This window comes from Tardiphaga sp., assembly GCF_028290785.1.
Taxonomy (GTDB): Bacteria; Pseudomonadota; Alphaproteobacteria; order Rhizobiales; family Xanthobacteraceae; genus Tardiphaga.
The window spans coordinates 1-2502 of record NZ_JAQGJD010000103.1 but is presented as its reverse complement, the minus strand read 5'-3'; the positions used below and the strand labels follow the sequence as shown (position 1 = coordinate 2502).

Sequence of the window (2502 nt, the reverse complement as noted above, 5' to 3'; positions counted from 1 at the left end):
TCATCAGCGCCAGTGCGGCGAAGTCGCTGACCCCCGGCAGGAAGCCGATGATCTCGCGGACGTGGCGCAGATGGCTCATGTAGCGGCCTTCGACGCCGCAGATCATGGCATCGGCCTCGCCGCGCACCACCGAGAGTGCGGCGATCACCGTGGCGTTGGTGCGCACCACCGTGCGCGCCGCGTCCGGCGTCACGCCGTGGCGTCCGGCGACGTCGATGTAGGACTGCACGTAGGAGCGGTAGCGCGGATCGTCTTCGGGATTGATGAGGTCGAAATCGGTGCCGGCGCGGATCGCCAGACCGAAGCGCTTGATGCGCGCTTCCACCACGGACGGCCGTCCGACCAGGATCGGGCGCGCCAGCTTCTCTTCGAGCACCACCTGCGTGGCGCGCAGCACGCGCTCGTCTTCGCCTTCGGCGTAGATCACGCGCACCGGCTGGCTCTTGGCCTTCGCGAACACCGGCTTCATCACCAGGCCGGAGCGGAACGCGAAGCGCTCCAGGCCGGCGAGATAGTCGTCGAAATTGGCGATCGGACGCGTCGCCACGCCGGAATCCATCGCCGCCTTGGCCACCGCCGGCGCGATGCGCAGGATCAGCCGCGGATCGAACGGGCTCGGGATCAGCGATCCCGGACCGAAACCCTGGGCCTCGTTGTCGAAGCCCGGCGCCACCGCATCCGACGGCGGGTCGCGCGCGAGCTGGGCGATGGCGTCCACCGCGGCGATCTTCATCGCCTCGTTGATCGCGGTCGCGCCGACATCGAGCGCGCCGCGGAAGATGAACGGGAAGCACAGCACATTGTTGACCTGGTTCGGAAAGTCCGAACGTCCCGTGCAGATCATCGCATCCGGCCGCGCCTTGCGGGCTTCGTCGGGCATGATCTCGGGATTGGGATTGGCCAGCGCCATCACCAGCGGCTTGTCGGCCATCTTCTTGACCATCTCGGGCTTCAGCACGTTCGGCGCGGAGACCCCGAGGAAGATATCGGCGCCGGGGATGACGTCGCCTAGCGTGCGCGCGTCGGTCTTCTGCGCATAGACCGCCTTCCAGCGGTCCATCAGCGTGTTGCGGCCTTCGTGCACGACGCCGTCGATATCGCAGACCCAGATGTTCTTGAGCTGGGCGCCGAGATGCACCAGCAAATTGAGACAGGCGATCGCCGCCGCGCCGGCCCCGGAGCAGACGATCTTGCAGTCCTTGAGCTGCTTGCCGTTGAGCAGCAGCGCATTGGTGATGGCGGCGCCAACGATGATCGCGGTGCCGTGCTGGTCGTCGTGAAACACCGGGATCTTCATGCGCGCCTTGAGCTGCGCCTCAATCTCGAAACACTCCGGACCCTTGATGTCCTCGAGGTTGATGCCGCCGAAGGTCGGCTCCAGCGCCGCGACCGTCTCGACCACGCGCTCGATGGTGTCGGCGGCAATCTCGATATCGAACACGTCGATGCCGGCGAACTTCTTGAACAGCACCGCCTTGCCTTCCATCACCGGCTTGGAAGCCAGCGGGCCGATGTTGCCGAGGCCGAGCACCGCGGTGCCGTTGGAGACCACCGCCACCAGGTTGGCGCGGATGGTCAGCGACGCCGCCTCGGCGGGGTCGGCGGCGATCGCCAGACAGGCCGCGGCGACGCCCGGCGAATAGGCCAGAGCGAGGTCACGCTGGTTGGCGAGCGGCTTGATCGCCTGGATCTCGAGTTTGCCCGGCCGCGGAAGACGATGATAGGCCAGCGCCGCGGAGCTGAGATCGTCTGAATATGATGACATGCGTACTTCCCGCGCTTCCGAACTCAAAGGTGGTTTACTGGATCAGTCGATCAGGCTTCCGGCAGATTGAGCCGGATGTGCGCCTCGCGCAACTGCTTCGGGGTAGCTTCGGACGGCGCGCCCATCAGCAGATCTTCGGCGCGCTGGTTCATCGGAAACAGCGAGATCTCGCGCAGGTTGCTGGTGCCGCACAGCAGCATGACAATGCGATCGACGCCGGCCGCCATGCCGCCATGCGGCGGCGCGCCATACTGGAAGGCGCGGTACATGCCGCCGAAGCGCTCGATCACGGTGTCCTCGCCGTAGCCGGCGATCTCGAACGCCTTCACCATCGCGTCGGGCTTGTGGTTGCGGATGCCGCCGGAGGCGATCTCGAAGCCGTTGCAGGTGATGTCGTACTGGAACGCGTTGATGGTCAGCGGATCCTTGGTCAGCAAGGCCTCCAGGCCGCCCTGCGGCATCGAGAACGGGTTGTGCGAGAACTCGACCTTCTTCTCGTCCTCGTCGTATTCGTACATCGGGAAATCGACGATCCAGGCCAGCGCAAAGCGCTCCTTGTCGATCAGGTTCAGCTCTTCACCCAGGCGCGTGCGCGCGAGGCCGGCGAACTTGTAGAATTTTGCGGGATCACCGGCGACGAAGAACGCGGCATCGCCGGCCTTCATGCCCAGCGCCACGCGGATCGCCTCGGTGCGTTCCGGGCCGATGTTGTTGGCCAGCGGACCCGCGCCTTCGTT

2 protein-coding genes are annotated in these 2502 nt (G+C 65.9%); both read right to left on the bottom strand.

All coding sequences use genetic code 11. The annotated features are described in order from the left end of the window. Window positions 1-1765: NADP-dependent malic enzyme (locus JWR89_RS05575; RefSeq protein ID WP_299712798.1), on the bottom strand; the 1765-nt coding region annotated here is incomplete at its 3' end. Window positions 1766-1815: 50 nt separating this feature from the next. Next, window positions 1816-2502: amino acid--tRNA ligase-related protein (locus tag JWR89_RS05570; RefSeq protein ID WP_299712795.1), on the bottom strand; the 687-nt coding region annotated here is incomplete at its 5' end.